The 18,034-nt window shown below is 50.6% G+C and carries 21 protein-coding genes; 19 read left to right on the forward strand and 2 right to left on the reverse strand.

Annotation, left to right across the window (positions count from 1 at the left end; genetic code table 11):
- Positions 1 to 374: 374 nt before the first annotated feature.
- From B2067_RS04800 to B2067_RS16030, 5 genes are all read left to right on the forward strand, one after another.
- Complete coding sequence (locus tag B2067_RS04800; RefSeq protein ID WP_301387640.1) at positions 375 to 1,994, forward strand: CTP synthase; 1,620 nt, start codon at positions 375 to 377, stop codon at positions 1,992 to 1,994.
- Positions 1,995 to 2,064: 70 nt separating this feature from the next.
- A complete protein-coding gene (gene eno, locus B2067_RS04805) occupies positions 2,065 to 3,357 on the forward strand; it encodes a phosphopyruvate hydratase (protein ID WP_301387641.1) in 1,293 nt (430 codons plus the stop codon).
- Between the two features lie 387 nt (positions 3,358 to 3,744).
- Positions 3,745 to 4,131, forward strand: coding sequence for a type VII toxin-antitoxin system MntA family adenylyltransferase antitoxin (gene mntA / locus B2067_RS04810; RefSeq protein WP_301387642.1), 387 nt, complete (start codon positions 3,745 to 3,747; stop codon positions 4,129 to 4,131).
- The gene (gene hepT / locus B2067_RS04815; protein WP_297530646.1) at positions 4,124 to 4,360 is read left to right on the forward strand and encodes a type VII toxin-antitoxin system HepT family RNase toxin; all 237 of its coding nucleotides are present in this window, start codon (positions 4,124 to 4,126) and stop codon (positions 4,358 to 4,360) included. Before mntA ends, hepT begins: the two co-directional genes overlap by 8 nt.
- A gap of 38 nt (positions 4,361 to 4,398) precedes the next feature.
- Positions 4,399 to 4,545, forward strand: coding sequence for a HepT-like ribonuclease domain-containing protein (locus tag B2067_RS16030; RefSeq protein WP_349676347.1), 147 nt, complete (start codon positions 4,399 to 4,401; stop codon positions 4,543 to 4,545).
- A gap of 17 nt (positions 4,546 to 4,562) precedes the next feature.
- Here the strand turns inward: B2067_RS16030 and B2067_RS04820 are convergent, their stop codons facing one another.
- The gene (locus B2067_RS04820) at positions 4,563 to 5,723 is read right to left on the reverse strand and encodes a GGDEF domain-containing protein (RefSeq protein ID WP_301387643.1); all 1,161 of its coding nucleotides are present in this window, start codon (positions 5,721 to 5,723) and stop codon (positions 4,563 to 4,565) included.
- Positions 5,724 to 5,877: 154 nt separating this feature from the next.
- Between B2067_RS04820 and B2067_RS04825 the strand changes: the two genes are divergently transcribed.
- Positions 5,878 to 6,351, forward strand: a complete 474-nt coding sequence (locus B2067_RS04825) for an NADAR family protein (protein ID WP_076516470.1) — start codon at positions 5,878 to 5,880, stop codon at positions 6,349 to 6,351.
- 27 nt (positions 6,352 to 6,378) lie between these two features.
- On the opposite strand, the gene B2067_RS04830 is transcribed toward B2067_RS04825, so the two are convergent.
- Positions 6,379 to 7,230, reverse strand: coding sequence for a pirin family protein (locus B2067_RS04830; protein ID WP_301387645.1), 852 nt, complete (start codon positions 7,228 to 7,230; stop codon positions 6,379 to 6,381).
- A 103-nt stretch (positions 7,231 to 7,333) separates the two neighbouring features.
- Between B2067_RS04830 and B2067_RS04835 the strand changes: the two genes are divergently transcribed.
- The 13 genes from B2067_RS04835 to B2067_RS04895 form a co-directional block, all read left to right on the forward strand.
- On the forward strand, positions 7,334 to 7,741 hold the full coding sequence (locus B2067_RS04835) for a PaaI family thioesterase (RefSeq protein ID WP_273089940.1): 408 nt from the start codon (positions 7,334 to 7,336) through the stop codon (positions 7,739 to 7,741).
- An 89-nt stretch (positions 7,742 to 7,830) separates the two neighbouring features.
- Positions 7,831 to 8,883, forward strand: a complete 1,053-nt coding sequence (locus B2067_RS04840) for a hypothetical protein (RefSeq protein ID WP_076516476.1) — start codon at positions 7,831 to 7,833, stop codon at positions 8,881 to 8,883.
- A 7-nt stretch (positions 8,884 to 8,890) separates the two neighbouring features.
- Entirely contained in the window at positions 8,891 to 9,670 is a 780-nt protein-coding gene (locus tag B2067_RS04845; protein WP_076516478.1) for a hypothetical protein, read from the forward strand.
- 3 nt (positions 9,671 to 9,673) lie between these two features.
- Positions 9,674 to 10,633: a DKNYY domain-containing protein gene (locus tag B2067_RS04850; RefSeq protein WP_301387646.1), complete on the forward strand. Its 960-nt coding sequence runs from the start codon at positions 9,674 to 9,676 to the stop codon at positions 10,631 to 10,633.
- A 255-nt stretch (positions 10,634 to 10,888) separates the two neighbouring features.
- A complete protein-coding gene (locus B2067_RS04855) occupies positions 10,889 to 12,220 on the forward strand; it encodes a DUF4397 domain-containing protein (protein WP_068437220.1) in 1,332 nt (443 codons plus the stop codon).
- Positions 12,221 to 12,367: 147 nt separating this feature from the next.
- Positions 12,368 to 12,661, forward strand: a complete 294-nt coding sequence (locus tag B2067_RS04860) for an FtsB family cell division protein (protein WP_301387648.1) — start codon at positions 12,368 to 12,370, stop codon at positions 12,659 to 12,661.
- Complete coding sequence (gene ispD / locus B2067_RS04865; RefSeq protein WP_068437221.1) at positions 12,658 to 13,356, forward strand: 2-C-methyl-D-erythritol 4-phosphate cytidylyltransferase; 699 nt, start codon at positions 12,658 to 12,660, stop codon at positions 13,354 to 13,356. The genes B2067_RS04860 and ispD overlap by 4 nt, the downstream gene beginning before the upstream one ends.
- Positions 13,357 to 13,381: 25 nt before the next feature.
- Entirely contained in the window at positions 13,382 to 13,864 is a 483-nt protein-coding gene (gene ispF, locus B2067_RS04870) for a 2-C-methyl-D-erythritol 2,4-cyclodiphosphate synthase (RefSeq protein WP_068437223.1), read from the forward strand.
- Complete coding sequence (gene truD, locus B2067_RS04875) at positions 13,864 to 14,850, forward strand: tRNA pseudouridine(13) synthase TruD (protein ID WP_068437225.1); 987 nt, start codon at positions 13,864 to 13,866, stop codon at positions 14,848 to 14,850. Before ispF ends, truD begins: the two co-directional genes overlap by 1 nt.
- Positions 14,850 to 15,590 carry a 5'/3'-nucleotidase SurE gene (surE, locus tag B2067_RS04880; RefSeq protein WP_301376820.1) on the forward strand — a complete coding sequence of 247 codons (741 nt, stop codon included), beginning with the start codon at positions 14,850 to 14,852 and terminating at the stop codon, positions 15,588 to 15,590. Before truD ends, surE begins: the two co-directional genes overlap by 1 nt.
- 46 nt (positions 15,591 to 15,636) lie before the next feature.
- Positions 15,637 to 16,269 (forward strand): protein-L-isoaspartate(D-aspartate) O-methyltransferase, encoded by a 633-nt coding sequence (locus tag B2067_RS04885; RefSeq protein ID WP_068437229.1) that lies wholly within the window; start codon positions 15,637 to 15,639, stop codon positions 16,267 to 16,269.
- 102 nt (positions 16,270 to 16,371) lie between these two features.
- Positions 16,372 to 17,277 (forward strand): DUF368 domain-containing protein, encoded by a 906-nt coding sequence (locus tag B2067_RS04890; RefSeq protein ID WP_068437231.1) that lies wholly within the window; start codon positions 16,372 to 16,374, stop codon positions 17,275 to 17,277.
- 215 nt (positions 17,278 to 17,492) lie between these two features.
- Positions 17,493 to 18,034: LysM peptidoglycan-binding domain-containing protein (locus tag B2067_RS04895; RefSeq protein ID WP_301387650.1), on the forward strand; the 542-nt coding region annotated here is incomplete at its 3' end.

An 18,034-nucleotide genomic window follows, 5' to 3' on the forward strand; every position in this document is an offset into this window, starting at 1 on the left:
TCCTGACCCGGTTAGCTGCTCGACCGCAGCGTCTCCGGAACAGGTCTTTCAGATGATCAGAACCGGAATGCTGCACGTGACAATGCCTGCCACCAAGCGTTCATCATTAGCTTGGTAACATTCAGCAGAGTCGCTACAGAAAACCGTGTTGAGTTCATAATCGTCCGGAAAGGATAAATATGGAGGAAAAAGTAGCAGACGACAGGGGGAAAGAAAAGCACCACTTTCATTTACCCACGAGGCCGATTCGGGTAAACTGCCCTCCCATCTTAAGAGAGGGGCCTGAGGCTGCTTTTCGCGCGCTGCGCAAAGTTCTCAAGCTAGCTTTTCAGCCGTTCTCAAACAAATTTTTCATCTCTGCTCGCGGACCTTCTATGACACGTTTTATCTTTGTCACGGGTGGTGTTGTTTCTTCTTTGGGGAAAGGCATCGCTTCTGCATCTCTGGCTGCCATTCTGGAAGCCCGTGGCCTCAAGGTCACCATGCTCAAGCTCGACCCGTACATCAACGTGGACCCGGGCACTATGAGCCCGTTCCAGCACGGTGAGGTCTTCGTGACCAACGATGGCGCCGAGACTGACCTCGACCTGGGTCACTATGAGCGTTTCATCCGTACCACCATGTCACGCCGCAACAACTTCACCACAGGTCGTATTTATACGGACGTACTGGCGAAAGAGCGTCGTGGTGATTATCTGGGCGGTACTGTGCAGGTGATTCCGCACATCACTGACGAGATCAAACGTCGTGTACTCGAAGGCGCTGAAGGCTCAGACGTTGCTCTGGTCGAAATCGGTGGCACCGTGGGCGATATCGAATCTCAGCCGTTCCTGGAAGCGGTTCGTCAGATGAAAGTTGAACTGGGTTCCAAGCGCGCACTGTCTCTGCACCTGACACTGGTGCCGTACATTGCGACCGCGGGCGAAACCAAAACCAAGCCGACTCAGCACTCTGTGAAAGAGATGCGTACCATCGGTCTGCAGCCTGACGTCCTGATCTGCCGCTCTGATCACAAGATTGATGCCTCTTCTCTGCGCAAAATTGCACTCTTCACTAACGTTGAAGAGCGTGCAGTCGTTCCATTAGAAGATGCCGACACTATTTATAAGATTCCACGCATGCTGCACGAAGCGGGCCTCGACGACCTGATCGTTGAGAAGTTCGATCTGTCATGCAAAGAAGCCGACCTGTCTGAATGGGATGACGTGGCAGACGCCAAGCTCAACCCTGAAGAAGAAGTCACCATCGCCATGGTCGGTAAGTACATGGATCTGCTGGATGCTTACAAGTCGTTGATCGAAGCGATCGACCACGCCGGTATTCACCACCGCGCGAAAGTGAATATCCGCTACATCGACGCTGAAGACGTTGAACGTAAAGGCGTTGATGTTCTGGCTGGTGTTGATGCGATTCTGGTACCGGGTGGTTTCGGTAACCGTGGCGTTGAAGGCAAGATCCGCACGGTTCAGTACGCACGTGAAAACAAAATTCCATACCTCGGCATCTGTCTGGGTATGCAGGTTGCCGTGATCGAATTCGCCCGTAATGTTGTGGGCTGGAAAGACGCGCAATCGACCGAATTCAGCCACGACACACAGCACCCTGTGGTTGGTCTGATCACTGAATGGCAGGACGCGTCCGGTAATGTTGAAACCCGTGACGAAAACTCTGACCTCGGCGGCACCATGCGCCTGGGCGGCCAGGAGTGTGTTCTGACCGAAGGCTCATACACTGCAGCGGCCTACGGCAAAGACATCATTACCGAACGTCACCGCCACCGCTACGAAGTGAACTCATCACTGGTACCGCAGCTGGAAGAAGCCGGTCTACGTATCGCCGGTCGCTCTGTTGACGGCGAGCTGGTAGAAGTTGTGGAAGTACCAGATCACCCATGGTTTGTGGCGTGTCAGTTCCATCCGGAATTTACCTCGACCCCACGTGATGGCCATGGCCTGTTCTCAGCCTTTATTAAAGCGGCTCTGAACAATAAATAAGTTTTAAATTTAAACCTTGTGATCGGCCTTCGTATAAAGCGCGAAGGTCGCGTTAATTTCAGGAGCATTTATGGCTAAAATTATCGACATCAAAGCACGCGAAGTGCTGGATTCTCGTGGCAACCCAACCATCGAAGCAGACGTCACCCTGGAAGGTGGTTTCTTCGGTACAGCATGCGCTCCAAGCGGCGCATCTACCGGTACCCGCGAAGCACTGGAACTGCGTGATGGCGACAAAAGCCGTTACCTGGGCAAAGGCGTACTGAAAGCCGTTGCTAACGTCAACGACACCATCAAGCCTGCCCTGATCGGTATGGACGCACTGGATCAGCGCGCCCTCGACAACAAGATGCTCGAGATCGATGGTACTGAGAACAAAGCCAACATGGGTGCAAACGCCATCCTGGCTGTGTCACTGGCTGCTGCCAAAGCCGCTGCGGCTGCAAAAGGCGTTGAGCTGTACGAACACATCGCAGACATCAACGGCACCTCTGGCGTTTACTCTATGCCAGTACCAATGATGAACATCATCAATGGTGGTGAGCACGCAGACAACAACGTTGATATTCAGGAATTTATGGTACAGCCAGTTGGCGCACCTACTTTCGCTGAAGCACTGCGTTGTGGCGCAGAAATCTTCCACGCTCTGAAGAAAGTACTTTCTTCTCAGGGCCTGAACACTGCTGTTGGCGACGAAGGTGGTTTCGCACCAAACCTGGCGTCTAACGCTGATGCACTGGCAGCGATCAAAGAAGCCGTGTCTAACGCTGGCTACGAGCTGGACAAGAACGTAACTCTGGCTCTAGATTGCGCGTCTTCTGAATTCTACAAAGACGGCAAGTACGATCTGAAAGGCGAAGGCAAAGTATTCTCTGCAGAAGAATTCTCTGACTACCTGGCAGAACTGTGCGACCAGTACCCAATCGTTTCTATCGAAGACGGTCAGGACGAATCTGACTGGGCTGGCTGGAAATACCAGACTGAAAAACTGGGCAGCAAAGTACAGCTGGTGGGTGACGACCTGTTCGTAACCAACACCAAGATCCTGAAAGAAGGTATCGAAAAAGATATCGCTAACTCTATTCTGATCAAGTTCAACCAGATCGGTTCTCTGACTGAAACTCTGGACGCGATCAAAATGGCGAAAGACGCAGGCTACACCGCTGTGATCTCTCACCGCTCAGGTGAAACTGAAGACGCGACCATCGCTGACCTGGCAGTCGGTACTGCTGCTGGCCAGATCAAGACGGGTTCACTGTGCCGTTCAGACCGTGTTGCTAAGTACAACCGTCTGCTGCGCATTGAAGAGCAGCTGGGTGCGAAAGCGCCGTATAAAGGCCGTTCTGAAATTAAGGGCCAGTAAAAAGCTAGTGCGCTCGGCTGAGCGTTGTTAAAAGTGCTTTCAGAATACTCATGTACAACTTGTACACTCCGTTTCTTCAAGCACTTTTGCCTAGCTCAGCCATCGCTCCTGACGCTTTTGCTACCTGCTGCGCTCGGATGGTCTTAAAAATCGCTACTGCGCTTGCAATGTGATTGCCAGCTTGAGACACCGCTTATCGGTTGAGCGAGAAAAAAACGCCGCTTTTTAGCGGCGTTTTTATTTTCTAAGTATCCATCGGAAAATCAGCGTTTCTCAAAGTGAGATTGTATTTTTTGGGGTAACCCTCAGTCGTATTTCGACTCGACCACTACTATCTTGCCTCACTTCCCCTCCAGCGTTACCCTCTGAGTAACACTGGAGAGTCTGATGTCCCCAACCGAATCTCATATCCTTGAATACTGCCTCAAGCGCCTGTCCGGCCTGCGTTTGCTGTACCTGTTCGGATCGCAGGCGAGTGGTGATGCCCGTCCTGACAGTGATTGGGATATCGCCTTTCTGGCGGGTGTTAATCTGGATAACGTCAGTCGTTGGCACATCGCCGAAGAGTTAGCTGCCGAGCTTGGCCAGGATGTTGATCTCGTTGACCTGAAGGAAGCGAGCACGGTACTCAAGATGCAGATAGTGATGAATGGACGTTTGCTCTTCGGAGAATCGCTGGAGGCGGATCTATTTGCAGCATCCACTATGACTCAGTATGGCCATCTTCAGGAATCCCGCGCTGACATCTTAAAGGCATATGAACGCAATGAATGACGTTATCTTGAATAAGCGTGCAACTGTCGAACGTTGTATTGCTCGTATTCGTGAAGAGTATGCGGATGAAGCAACTCTGCGAGGCAGCTTTACCAAGCAGGACTCAGTGATACTGAATCTTCAGCGAGCCTGTGAAGCTTGCATTGATGTTGCCAATACAGTGATTAAACATGGTCGCTTAGGTGTTCCACAATCGAGTCGCGACAGCTTCGCCTTGCTTGAAAAATAGGGCATTTATCGTCAGCAATATCGTTGAAAATGCAGAAAATGGTCGGGCTTCGCAATATTGCTGTTCATGATTATCAGAAGTTGAACCTGGATATCGTAATTTCCGTTCTTGATAATCATCTGACAGACTTTATTGATTTTCTCGATGAGGCTGACAAGGCTTTAAACAGGCTAAGTAATAGCTGATACCACCTGGGAGAAGTTTACGCCGTAACCACTTTATTCCGCCCGGTTTCCTTGGCTTCGTACAATGCTTTGTCTGCCGTTTTCAGCAGGTCGCTCATGGCTTCAACATCGGGAGAAGGATAGCAGGCGACGCCAAAACTCGCGGTCACATCAATCTTTTGGCCATCAACCACAACATTCATACTGCTGATCCGTTTACGAATACGTTCTGCGATCAGTTTGGCCTGTAATAGAGTGGTACCCGGCAACAGAACCGCAAACTCTTCTCCGCCATAGCGACCGACTTCATCGTTAGGGCGGGCGCTGTCCATCATGACTTTTGATGCGGCGATCAGTACCTCGTCACCCGCGTGGTGCCCCCAGGTGTCATTGATCTGCTTGAAGTGGTCGAGATCTATCATGATGCAGGACAGCGGGGGCATGGCGTCTGAAGCCCGGGCACGGCGGATTTCTTCCTGTCCTCTGCTGATAAGAGAGTTGCGGTTTGAGAGTCGGGTCAGGCCGTCGATTGTCGACATTTCCAGATACAGGCTTTCACGTTCGGTCCAGCGCTTCATGGCCAGAATGCAGAGATAGGTAAGCGGTGCAAGGATGACGGCGACGGTCATCCTTACCATCATCCAGCCTTCAAGAGGGCGACCATCCTCTGAGTAAGGTGATCGCTCAAGTAGCATGGCATAAGGAACGACTTCGCTGTAATCGAGCGCCGACATCAGGATAAGAATGGGAACGACGATCCAGAAGCAAAACTTGACTTTATTCACATCGGCGAGTGTGCAGGTAATGATGACACCGAGAAATATAATCAGGAGGGCCTCAGACAAGTGAGTGCCCGTCAGGTATCCCGTGGTCATCACGGTAACCAGAAAGCTACTGATGATGGCATTCTCAAATAGGGGCCAGTCATGCGTATAATTTCTTAGTTTCATAGCGGTAAGTATGAAACTTCCCATCACCGCGATATGCATTACGTACAGAATGCTGAGCATGGTCACCAACGTCTGGTTCAACCACTCAGGGGCCAGGATATTGGTTGCCCACATACTGACACCAAAAGACAGTGGCGCGAGAAGCACCAGGCAGGCGAGAAGGATAAAACGGTCAATGGCTTTCCAGTCCATGGGGTTAGAAATCGTGAGCAGGCCAGGTTCCTTCAATGTATTTGAATCCGTAGTCATAGTGGCGTCTGTTATTCAGGTGGATTAATACTAGTTCAAGGCGTCTTGTTTGACCAAGTAACGAGGCCGGAAAGCACATAAAGCAGACAGAGCTTTGATGTACGCCAAAGAATTGTCTGGTAAATTGAGCGAAAGCCTGTAGCTGGACCGCCTGATGTTGTTTGAACATAAAAACGAAGAACTTTTCACGTTAAACCGTAGTGATACTCAGCAGCCGCTGTCGTCGTATGCCTTATTTGCCTTTGAGCTGGATGGCGCAGAATGGCCGAGTGTTGAGCACTATTATCAGGCAATGAAGTTCGAAGACGAGGCTCACCGCGAGAAAATCCGTCAGGCGAAGACTGCCGAGGAGGCAGCGAAACTAGGTAAGAGCCGTAAGCCAAAGCGTCGCAAGGATTGGAAGAAGACCAGCACGGTAGTTATGACCCGTGGCACCTACATTAAGTGCCGCACTCATCGTGATATTGCCGAACAACTGTTAGAAACGGGCGAGCTGCGAATCGCGGAGCTGAGTGGTTACGATTATTTCTGGGGCAGTGGCCGTGATATGCGAGGAAAGAACAACTTCGGCAAAGTGCTCATGGGTGTGAGAGACAAGCTGCGCTCTGAGCGGGAGCAGAGCGCCTGATCCTTCTTACTTCCTTCCTGCCTCTTGTCAGGGCAGTGGCGTAAATTCCTGGTTGTCTCCGGGAATATCCGGGAAACGCTGCTCCTGCCAGTCTTGTTTAGCCTGTTCAATCCGTTCTTTGCTGAACGACACGAAATTCCAGTACATGTGTGGATGTTGAGACCATTGCTCGCCACCTAAGAATATGGTCCGGGCGTAGGCGTTACTCGAGACAGATTCGTCTGGAGACAGGAGAACAAAGTCTCCTTGTTGGTAGCGTTCTGAGCCGACCAGCACCTCCCCCTCGATGACATACAATGCGCATTCCCGATCCGGATTCGGGCGCTTGAAACTGCTATCGGCGCTAAAAATGACATCCAGAAAGAACATAGGGGAGTATGTGCGGATCGGCGAGGTCATGCCCATGGCATCCCCAGCGATCAGCTTGGCAAAGACACCTTCTTTATTAAACTGAGGTAGCTGGCATTTTTTGTGGTGAGTGAAAGCGGGTTCAATCTCCGCAAACTTCTCTGGCAGCGCCACCCAGCACTGAAGCCCATTGAGCGCATGGTCGCTGGCTTTCGTTTCGTGAGTTTCACGTTCGGAGTGCACGATGCCCCGGCCAGCGGTCATCCAGTTTACGTCACCCGGTAGAATCTCCATGTTGTTGCCGAGACTATCCCGGTGAAGTATCGAGCCTTCTGTAAGATAGGTCAGCGTCGCCAGCCCGATGTGTGGGTGAGGTCTTACGTCGATGCCCTCACCTGCGGCAAAGTGCGCAGGCCCCATGTGATCCAGAAATACGAAGGGGCCGACCATACGCTTCTCTGCATGCGGCAGGATGCGAGTAACACTGAAGCCGTCAAGATCTTTCGTTTTACCTTTCAGAAGTATGCTCATGGTCGTGCCTTCCCGGTTTCAATACCTTCTATCCTAAAGCTATGATGTAACTGGCACCAGTCATAGAAGAATGCTGGTACAAAGTGTTCTGAGAGGTAGATATATGGCGAGCAAGGCAGAGCTGGAGCATTTCTTTGCAACAGAATTTCCGCAAGCGGATTTTATGATCGAAGCATTGGGCAGCCGCTCGGCCACGATTCGAAAGCGTATCACCGAAGCACATCTCAGGCCGGGAGGCACGGTATCGGGGCCAGTATTAATGGAGGTTGCCGATGCCGCTTTGTACGTCGCCATACTGGCCGAGCTGGGCTTGGTTGCGATGGCGGTTACAACGAGCCTGAACTTTAACTTCTTGCGGAAACCGGCTTCAGACCGCGACATCATCGCAGAATGTACTCTGATGAAAGTCGGCAAGGCCTTAGTGGTGGGAGAGGTTTCTATTTACTCCGAAGGGGATCAGGAACCCGTCGCACATGCGGTAGGCAGTTACGCAATACCACCCCGGAAGTAAGTCTCAGGTCTGGCCTGTATTGATTGATTTAACAGGCCAATCGTTTATCCTGTCGGCCAATAAAGGAACTGCATTGCAAAGGAAGCTCGATGGCCGCGACACCGCTTAATGAATACTTGGTCTACTTGCCTAATAGAGATGGCCGAAAGATATACATTGACCCCTCTCTGGTACCTGTTTTTACCGAATGTGTTGATCCAACCAATGCCGCCGGGAAAAAAATAGCTAACGATATTCAAAGCAAATTGTCCTCTGAAGCTACTGGCACAAAGTCTGGACAGGCAATTGGTGATGCTGCCGAGTTCTATATGGATATCGGAGATGTCGGTGATCGTTGCGTTCGTGTCTTCTATCGGGTTTTACAGGCAGGAAGCGCAGGAGCTGACAAGGGCCCTGGTGTCTATGTTCATAATATTCATAGCATATCTTCCAATGGTAGGAAGGTGGACGTTGGCCTGTTTCATATGAGGGCTAATGGGCTTAAATGGAGCGATGAGAAAGTAACTTCGCAAGAGCTGACAGCAAAGGTATTAAGGCTAGGCTCCGTGGTCGATGAGGGAGGGCTTATCGAACTAAGTGATCTTTCAAAGGAGATGTTAAAGGCCAGTGCTCAGGAAAGTGATAAAACCGATTTTAACCTCTACCATTGCCCATTAACGATATCAAACGATGGAAACGACTATGCAACGCCTGAAGCCAGGCACCGAGTTGTCAGCCCGTCGGACCTGGCTGATGTTCTCGTAAATACAGCCTCCTTGGGGGAGTGGAGCGGTCGTCATTATGAAAGCTATACCGTTTATTGCTATAACGACGCTTCGAAATTATTGGAAAGTGCTCTGGCCTTAGTTAAAAGTAAAAATGTCTCCTTAGAGAAATTCAAATTTTCTCTGGTTTCCCCTTATTCGCCTTTTTCTTTTATTAAAAAGTTGGCAGATGACTGCGGTGCGACAGCAAACTTAGAATCTGGTGACATCAGCAATGTTTCGCAGTTGCATCAGAATTTCGATCCTGCATCCCTTAGTCAGGATGCAATGTCGACCTGTCAAAATTACTCTGACTTGGTAGCAAAGGATAGTATCAACAGTTTTTTCGACTTGTGGAAGGGAATGGGTTCTAAAGCTCAACTTCCCAGCTTAGGGTAATTGCCTGATGACTTCTGAGCACCTTTATCCTGCGGTGTCTATTCCTGAGCTACGAGCACAGTATTGCTTTCAAGTGGATAGCTATCGAGTTCTTGTTTCGTGTAACGATGGTGCTCGCTGCGACAGACGCCTAGATTACCAGTTTCATGATATCGAAGGTGGAGTTATTAATAATCCTAATGAAACTGGTGAAATTAATCCTTTTAGTGGCAGCTTTTACGTTATTAATAGAGATATGCGTGTACAGTTCCCTGGTTGGGTAGCTTCTGTAAATATTCAGATCTGGCCTAAGACAGAACTATCGATGCACAGCAGCCACTGGCGATCAGAAAAAGACTTGGTCGAGAATACAATTCGACTGCACAATCGACCGGCACACAAGCCAGAAGAGTGGCCAAATTATACGGTGCCCAAAGATCACAATGATGTGCTAATTTTTCGTGCAGAAGAGCGCTTATGGAGCTTATGCGAGTTTGGTGATTTTTCGGTTAATAATGCATTGATGACTGAGCTCACAGAGCACCTCGCTTTGATTATTGTTTTTGATACGGCTTCATTCTGGCAAAGAAAAACTTATCCGCCAAAAGATCTCAAAGCTCACCTGAAACCTGTCTTTATTGACTACCTCTCACGTATTCAAATCATTCCAACCGAAGGCGTCCCTGAGTCTGAACTGCCACCACTTGGTTTCTACCCTTCGAAGCGTGAAGAAAAAGAAATTGATAGCGAAGGTAATGCTGTTGCAGAGGACATACCCGCTAGCTCATCCAGTGAGTGGGGCTGGTAAGTTATGGGTCTGTTAGGAAATATCCTTGTTACCTTTGCGCTCATGCTCTGGCCCATGGTTTGGATCGTATCTATCATGGGCATGGGTGGTCCGGGTGCTTCTAACCGTCTGGACTGGATGATTCAGCTTCTGGTCTATATGTCGTATCCAATCTGGATGTTTGGTTTGCTGAGTCTCGCTGGAAAGTCTTTTTGGGGGCTGGCCAGTGGTTATTTTCTGATTGGCTGTCTGGTGCTGTTTATCATCTTTAACGCAGGCATGTTCCGCAGCATTTCTAATCTTCTTCAAGGGATTCGGAACGAGGGCTACTCGGTAGCCAAGAGCACCGCATATTTTAATGCCAAACCCATAGTTGAAGCTGACGCTAAGTCGTTTGATACGTTCAAGGGCGACCTGAGTTACTTCTTTGCGTACCACGCCTGGGATAATGAACACACGTATTACCGTGGAGAGGTTGTCGAGGGAGCTCCTGGCGGACCTCTTGAAGCTTTGAATGATCTCAGCAGGAGTCGTGACTATGTCGCTAGCGGTGAAACGGTCATCTACGGGAACACGGTGTTACGTGGGTGTAGTTTAAGTCATCTCGAGTTTTTTGAAGATATTGAAAAGTATTGGGCTCGCTGCAGTGAGAAAATTTATTATGCAGGCAACATTGTTGAAGGTGCAGATGCTCAGTCGTTCACTCCACTGAATAGCTGGTTAGCGCATGATAACTACCGGTTTTATGAGTGTACTGAAGTAACAGATACCACTGCTGATGCTTCGAGCTTCCAACGAATCGACGGGGGCTATTATCGTGATCATCATCGTATTTTCTATCTCCCTGACAGTACGATCCAAGAAGTCGAAGGTGTCGATCTCAATACCTTCGAAGTCGTTTATGAAGTCTTAGGTGAGGTCAGAAGCGACGCCCGGGATGCTCACTCCCGATACTACAATGGAGAGAGGGTCTCCTCTCACTAATCCTGTTTTCTGATGCAGATGGCCTCTGCTATCTGCTTTAGTTTTTCTGCTGATCCTCCCCCTAACTCGGGTCGCATACCTGTCTCTAGAGGTCTTCTCTGGGCTGCTGGCTCGATAAGTACCACTTTGTCGAATTTCTTTCCAGAAATGTAATCAATTGTCAGTTCAGGCACTCTGGGGCTATCTTTGTTAATTTGTGTGTACATATATTGTATATACCTTGTATATGGCAAGCTAACCTAATCAGGAGAGACTATGAATTACATTAAGCCTCTGGCACTGACCACAATTGCGGCCGCGCTGGCCGCCTGTGGTGGCGATGACAGTAACGATGATCAGGCCTACCTTCGGGTTTTACATGCATCGGCGGATGCTCCCAACGTGGATGTTGCGCTCAATGGCGATGTTGTCCTGCGCGACGTCAGTTTTCAGCAGGGTACCGGCTACCTTGAGATTGAGGATGGCCTGACAACAGTAGAAATTCTGGTCGCTGGCACTGAAACCGTAGCGTTCAGTACAGAGGTTGATCTCATGGATAACGGTTACTACTCAGTAATCGCCATCAATGATGTGGCCGAGCTTGATCTCAAGGTTATCGATGACACCGCAACATACACAGACGGGGATGCTGACGTAACCGTCGTCCACGCCGCGACGGTTGCTGATGATGTCGATATTTTTGTGACTGCACCGGGAGACGATCCGGATACTAGTGCGGATACACCGGCCTTGGATGGGGTACCGTTCGAAGCGAACGCAACGCTTGAAGCCGTCGCGGCAGGAGATTACGAGGTCTTCATTGGTGGAGATGAATCCGAAGAGCTGGTTTACGCATCTGGAGAGCTTAATGTCGCAGGGGATATCGCGCTTGTAGCTGTTAACAGCATCAAAGGCCGTTCACCTGTGTCCTTAATTGCTTGGTCTGACTCTGGTGCAACCACGGTGTTGGACAATAGCGCAGAGCTGCGGGTCGTTCATGCCGTTGACGACATTGATGTTGATGTTTTCGCTAATGGCGAGTTATTCATTGATGGGTTTACTTACCAATCAGTAAATGGATATACGGTGCTCGATCCGGGTACGGTCAGTGTTGCTATTGCTGCAGATGATCAGGGGCTTGGTAATGCTTTGGCGAACCTGAGCGGAGATCTGACTCTGGAGCGCGGTGAGTCTTACACAGTCATCGCATCGGGAGACTCCGGAGCAGTAACGGATGCGCAGCTGATAGTACTTACCGATACCCGTGCAGCGGAAGATGCCTCGAATGGTTACGTTCGTCTGGTTCATGCCTCCTCTGCAACCGCTGCCGACCCTGTGGATATTTTTGTCTATGAAAACGGTATGACTCAACCGCAATCACCAACGTTTGCGGATGTTGAACAAGGTCAGGACACTGGGTACGTCGCTCTGTCACCAGCCACCTATACGGTAGACATCGCCGCCGATGATACCACCAGCCCCGCTATTTCAGGTCTTGATTCATTGCCATTTGCGGCCGGTGACGTGAAAACTGCGATCGCGATTGGTGATAGTTCCGGACTGGATGCGCTGCTGCTAAATGATAAGCGCGGATCAGGCGTGGAGTGATTTGATTGAGTACAGGTTAACTGTGTTTCGATGGAGAGCGGGCTCAGGCCCGCTTTTTTTATTGTTCGGTTTGGTCAAGCTGTCCCGCTGGTTTACTATGTGGCCATTCTTAACGTCTGGTCTTCTCCGACCTGGAGCACCTTGTACATGGCATTCCGAGCTACACATTTCTGGACTGCGGTAGGCATTTTTCTGCTGATCGTGCTGCAGTACCGCCTGTGGTTCGATGACAGCGGCGTGATTGCTAATCGCGCGCTTGAGCGTCAGATAGATCAGTTGCAGACATCCAACAATAAACAGTCTTCAGAGAATCATGCCTTGTTGAATCAGGTGATGGATCTACGCACCGGCGATGCCTTGCTGGAAGAGACTGCCCGCGAGGAACTGGGGCTGGTTAAAGATGGCGAGACCTTTATCTTATTTGCAGAACCCGATTCATGAGCGACTCTATCTGGGCAGTGCTCCCGGCTGCTGGTGTAGGCAGCCGCATGCAGGCCGACCGGCCAAAACAGTACCTTCCTCTGAAAGGCCGCTTCCTTCTCGATCATACCCTTGAGTGTGTACTTTCTTACCCTTCTATTGAAAAGGCAGTGGTCGTGCTTTCTGAGGACGACCCCTATTGGCCAGACAGTCAATTTGCCAGCCATTCTGATGTGATCAGGGCGGAAGGCGGTAGCGAGCGTTGTCACTCGGTACTTAACGGTTTATGCGCACTTGAGGGGATAGCTTCGGACACTGACTGGGTAGCCGTGCATGATATTGCCCGCCCCTGTCTACGACACAGTGATCTTGATCTTCTGTTTGATGGGCTTGGTGACAGCGGGGCCATTCTGGCGTCGCCAACGCGAGATACCATGAAACGGGGCACACTTCAGGCAGATGGCTCGGTGGTGATTGATCATACGGTAGAGCGTGACCAGCTCTGGCACGCGCTTACCCCACAAGTGTTTCGTCTGGGTGAGTTAAGAACTGCACTCGAGCGAGCACTAGCGGACGGTTTTGAAGTGACAGATGAGGCGTCTGCAATCGAATATGCTGGTGGCCGTCCGCGCTTAGTCTCGGGCCGGGCAGACAATATCAAAGTTACCAGGCCGGAAGATCTGGCACTGGCAGAACTTTTTTTATCGCAACATTAATGAGCAACTAATTCAGGAACAGGCCATGCGCATCGGACACGGTTTTGACGTACACGCTTTTGATGAAGGCGATTTTATTACGCTTGGAGGTATGAAAATTCCTCACTCGCACGGCCTTAAAGCGCACTCCGATGGTGATGTTGCATTACATGCATTGGCTGATGCGCTGCTGGGCGCGGCGGCACTGGGGGATATCGGCCAACACTTCCCGGATACGGATGAACAATGGAAGGGCGCTGACAGTCGCATGCTGCTGCGTCATGTTGTTTCTCTGGTGGCTGACAAAGGTTATCGCGTGGGTAATGTTGATGTCACCATCATCGCGCAAGCACCAAAGATGGCCCCTCATATCGCTGATATGCGCGCCGTAATCGCTGCAGATCTTCAGGTCAGAATCGACGACGTCAATGTGAAGGCCACCACAACTGAAAAGCTCGGTTATGTCGGTCGTAAAGAGGGTATTGCCGTTCACGCGGTAGCTCTGTTGCTGAATAGTGAGACGCAATAATGCAGGATTATTCAGTATTACCGGAGTGGCCATCCGCGTACGAAGCGACAGGAGCTACGGCCGTATTAAAGCAGGAGAACAGTGACTTTGTGGTCACAGAGATTCCTCTTGGGTTGCCGTCGGGCGAAGGAGAGCATGTCTGGCTTGATGTCGCCAAAGATGGGGCGAATACGCAGTTTGTGGCCGCTCAGATTGCTGAATTCGCCGGTGTTCGCGAGCTGGATGTGGGTTATGCAGGCCTGAAAGACCGATACGCAGAAACGCGTCAGTGGTTCACTGTGTGGATGCCTAAAACAGAGGCGCCAGACTTTATAGCACTCGAACACCCTGAGTTTCGTGTAATAAGTCAGGCTCGGCATATAAAAAAGCTGCGCCCTGGAGACCTGCTCGGTAATCGTTTTCAGATACTTTTACGTGAAGTCAAAGGAGACCGTACTGCCATCGAGCGTAATCTGTCGTTGGTTCAACAGTATGGCGTCCCGAACTATTTTGGCCCCCAGAGGTTTGGTCTGGCAGGGGACAACGTGGCAAATGGCATGGCGATGCTGAAGCGTGAAATTCGCGTGCGTAATAAAAAGAAGAAAGGCATCTATCTGTCTTCGGTCCGGTCTTTCCTGTTTAACGAAGTTCTCGCCGCCAGAATACGTTCTGGGTTGTGGGGGCAGAGCCTGACTGGCGATATCCTGACGGATGAAGGTGTCGCAACAGGACCTATGTGGGGACGAGGGCGGCTGACAACTACCGATGACGCTCTGGCGCTTGAATCGGAGATTGCTGCACAACATCCTGAACTCTGTGAGGGGCTTGAATTCTCTGGTCTGAATCAGGATCGCCGTGCGTTGGCAGCAATGCCCGGTAATATGACCTGGAGCTGGCCAGAAGAGTCGCATTTACTACTCACATTTTCACTGCCTGCCGGTTATTATGCGACATCACTTATTCGTGAATGCATAGAAACAACTGAACCTGAAAGGTATGTACCCTGATGACTCTGCTGCTTTCCAATGATGACGGTGTTCATGCGCCCGGCTTGAAGATGCTGGCCAGGACGTTGTCTGCGGCGGGCTACGATATTCGCGTCAGTGCGCCAGACCGTGACCGTAGTGGCGCAAGTAACTCTCTGACGCTCGACCGGCCCCTGCAGGTCATTCACCATGAGAACGGTTTTCATAGTGTTGATGGCACCCCGACCGATGCGGTGCACCTGGCTCTCAACGAATTTCATGCGGACACGTGCGAACGGGTGATTGCAGGCATCAACAGCGGCGCCAATCTGGGGGACGACGTTCTCTATAGTGGTACCGTTGCCGCTGCCACCGAAGGGCGTTTTCTGAAGCGCACACCCATAGCGGTTTCTTTATGTGGAAAGACCCACTTTGAAACAGCTGGCCGGGTACTGATCGATATTCTGCCGCAATTTGAATCTCTGGCCTTGCCGCGCAACGCCGTGATTAATGTGAACGTTCCGGATCTACCCTACGAGGACATTACCGGTGTTGAGGTGACTCGTCTGGGGCACCGAAATAAAGCGGATAATCCGGTTAAAACAACCAACCCTCGTGGCAAAGAATTATTCTGGATCTCGGCGGCGGGCGACGTTGCTGATGCCGGGCCGGGTACTGATTTTTATGCGATTGAGCAGGGGCGGGTCTCGATCACCCCGATTCAGATCGATATGACGCTACATAGCATGTTGGTTCCGATGTCGGAATATTTTGAGAAGTGAGAGTGCAGGAAGCAAGGTGAACGAACACTACTTATCTGGCATTGGAATGACCTCGCAACGCACCCGCAACCGTCTGGTGCAGCGTTTACAGGAAGCTGGCATCAGAAACGAAGAAGTGCTGAATGTCATTGCCACAACTCCAAGACACCTTTTCGTCGACGAAGCGCTCGCGCACCGCGCGTATGAAGATACTGCTTTGCCCATCGGCAACGGCCAGACCATCAGCCAGCCTTATACCGTTGCACGCATGACAGAAACTCTACTGGCGAACGGGCCGCTGGAACGGGTACTGGAAATCGGTACTGGCTCTGGTTATCAGACCGCGGTACTCAGTCCGCTTGTCAGAACATTATATAGTGTCGAACGTATCGAACCACTGCACAATCGGGCCGTTGAGCGTCTGCAAAGCCTGGGCTACGACAATGTGCACCTTGCCTTATCTGATGGCACCTGGGGGTGGCCAGAGCATGGGCCTTACGATGGTATTCTTGCTGCTGCTGCGCCGGAAGAGGTGCCTGAATCATTACTGGCACAGCTCGCTGATGGTGGACGTATGGTCATCCCGGTCGGTGGCAAAGAGCAGAAGCTGGTGCTGATCACCCGACGCGGTGATCACTTCGCACGAAAAACTCTGGAAACGGTGCGTTTTGTGCCCTTTCTACCCGGAGTTCAGAATTAATCAGAGGGCGCTACGGCGTCCTTTTCTTTATCTGTCACTCAATCGAATACACGATTTACAACAACGACATTTGCGCAGGGGCTGCGCACCAACGGAGATACAATGGAGCATCTGAAAATTTTTCTTAAGGGTATGGCAATGGGGGCGGCGGATGTTGTCCCTGGTGTGTCGGGTGGCACTATCGCATTTATCACCGGTATCTATACCCGCTTATTGGATGCCATTTCCAGCGTCAACCTGGAGGCTTTAAGGAAGCTCAGAGCCGAGGGCTTCAAATCAGCCTGGACTCATATCGATGGAACCTTTCTGCTGGCATTAGGCGCAGGCATTCTGACGGCCATCATCAGTCTGGCCAAAGTAATTCATCACCTGCTCATGACTCATCCGGTTCTGCTGTGGTCATTTTTCTTCGGTTTAATTATCGCCTCATGCGTACATATCGGCCGTACGATACCCCAATGGCGGTTAAAAGAAATCGCAATGCTGGTGGTAGGGGCTGCAATTGCCGCCTTTATCAGTCTCGCATCACCTACCGAAACTGCCGTGACGCTACCAATTATCTTCGCCGCTGGCAGCATAGCTATCTGTGCCATGATTCTTCCCGGTATCTCTGGCAGTTTCATTCTGCTGCTGATGGGCTTGTATACGCCGGTTATTGCGGCAATCAAGGGATTCGATCTGCCGGTGCTGGTGACCTTCGCCGCAGGTGCAGGCCTTGGGTTGCTGCTGTTTTCTCGTCTTCTGAGCTGGCTTCTGCATCACTATGCATCCGTAGTACTCGCACTTCTGACGGGTTTTATGGTCGGATCATTAGTAAAAGTCTGGCCATGGAAAGAAACGCTGTCGACACGCATCAACAGCAAAGGAGAAGAAGTGCCATTCGTACAGCAGATGGCACTGCCCGTATTTGATGAAATGGTTGTGATTTCAATTTTTTTGATGTTCTCAGGGGCCATTCTTGTTATCGGACTTGAACGCTTCGGAAATGGGAATTCAGCGGAAAAATAAAATGAACGTCTGTTTAGTCACTTCTTTTCTTTGAAAAGCAGGTTTGAAATCCTGTATACAGTGGCTACGGATAAAAAAATCCTGATATTTTTTAGAATACTTTGGAATTAAAAAATACGTTTTTTATTCACCTGAGTTGCAAAGGTTGCAAACCGTTACATGGGCGGAAAGCCGTCACTATCGGGTGTCAAAAAGTCGTAAACTTGTCAGAACCTATGAAAACTGCCCGGCTTGTCATATTAGTCATAACCTCAACGATAGTTACTGCTTGTACATCTGGCGGTGGCTTCGTCTCAGTTGATCAAAAATTCGGCAGAGACAAAACGGCGTCGGGTTTTCATCTCGTTCGCGAAGGTGAGACGTTATATTCCATTGCATGGCGCTATGGACTGGACTATCGCGAGTTGGCGAACGCTAACTCCATTTCTTCCCCACACACGATTTACCCTGGACAGAAAATTGACATCGACTATACCGCCGCAGAAGCCGCCCGCGCGCCGCGTGTCACTGTCAGAAACCCGTCAAATTCACCGCCTACAGCGGTACAGCCGAAAGTAGCGAAACCTAAAAATGGTCATATATCGCCAAAACCGGTGCCGACCGGGCCGGTTTCAGGGTGGCAGTGGCCCTCTGATGGCAAAATGATTGGTCGATTTTCGACCAGAAAGCCCGTCAACAAGGGGATTGATCTTGCCGGGTCGATGGGGGAATCTATTTTGGCAGCAGCGGCGGGGACAGTGGTCTACGCAGGCACCGG

Origin of the sequence: Thalassolituus sp. UBA2590 (assembly GCF_002339775.1) — a bacterium.
Classification (GTDB): domain Bacteria; phylum Pseudomonadota; class Gammaproteobacteria; order Pseudomonadales; family Oceanobacteraceae; genus Thalassolituus.